We start from the raw sequence: 1,033 nt of genomic DNA, 5'->3' as shown, positions 1-1,033 counted from the left end.
GCCGAGGACATCCATTACGACCTGCTGCCCCGGTACGACAAGGCCCTCGCCCAGGTCCGCGCCAACGCCGCCCGCCTCACGACGCCGCCGGCCGCCGGGCCGGAACACGTGGTGATGACCTGGTCCGGCGACGCCCTCGTCGTCGACAAGCCCGACCGCGACGACATCGTCCAGGCCCTGGCCGACTACGGCTTCGCGCTCGACGCGGAGAACGACGTCTTCGTCCTGTCCGGTGACGACTCCGCGCACCAGGCCGCGTCCGTACGAGCCGCCGGCCACCGCTTGTCCGAGCTGGGCGTCGGCGTCGTCCTACGTAATCCGCCCGCCCGGCCCGCCCTGGGCACCGCCGCGGTAGCGCCTCCGAGCCCGCCGGTCACCTCTCCGCACCGGGGCCGGTGACTCGCGCACACGGGGACGAGCCGACGTTCCTCGTCCTGGATTACGTGACGATCACCCGAGACCCGAAGACCGCGCTGGTCGTTGCCATCGGGGGCGACCAGCGCGCGGCCGGCCTCCTGCAGACCGCCGGCGGTTTCCGTTCCGCCCCAGGCCCACGCGGCGACTACCACCGCCTGCCGCACGCCCTGCCCGTCGAGGAGCAGCGTCAGGGTGCCACCGCCGCAGCCCATGCCCTGCTTCTGGCTGGGTACAGCGTCCATCTCGACCCCACGCTCAACACCCTGGCCACCCAGGGCAGCGACCGGCAAGCCGCCCACCGCCATCTCGAACAGCTCACCTCACTCGGCAGCGATGCCGGCAATGACCGGCAGGTCGCGGCGGTCCTGACCGAGATCGCGGCACCCGACGACGGCCTGCTGCCCCGCCTGACGCAGTCGCTGCTTGCGACCTGGGCATCGTGGGGCCGGCGTCTCAAGGACACCGGCCGTGACCCGCAGGTGGCGATGCAGCTGGGGGCCATCGTCAACAAACTGTCCACCCTCACCTGGCAGATCGAGCAGGTCCGCAACGACGTCGACCGGACCGGCCCCGCACCACAGCCCCACCCCCGCCCAGTGTCCACAGCGCCCTCGCC

Annotated in this window: 1 protein-coding gene and 1 pseudogene; both read left to right on the top strand. The window is 72.4% G+C overall.

The window, feature by feature from the left end; translation table 11 throughout:
- Positions 1 to 399 (top strand): annotated as a pseudogene (locus O3Q52_RS53480) (hypothetical protein); the annotation flags it as partial.
- Positions 396 to 1,033 (top strand): hypothetical protein (locus O3Q52_RS53475; RefSeq protein WP_269655600.1); only part of this gene is annotated, 638 nt, incomplete at its 3' end. The pseudogene O3Q52_RS53480 and the gene O3Q52_RS53475, both read left to right, overlap by 4 nt.

The sequence above is a fragment of the Streptomyces sp. ActVer genome (genome assembly GCF_027270795.1).
In the GTDB taxonomy this organism is placed as follows: Bacteria; Actinomycetota; Actinomycetes; order Streptomycetales; family Streptomycetaceae; genus Streptomyces; species Streptomyces umbrinus_A.
Note: the sequence above shows the minus strand (reverse complement) of the source record. Positions and strands in the feature narration are given on the sequence as shown.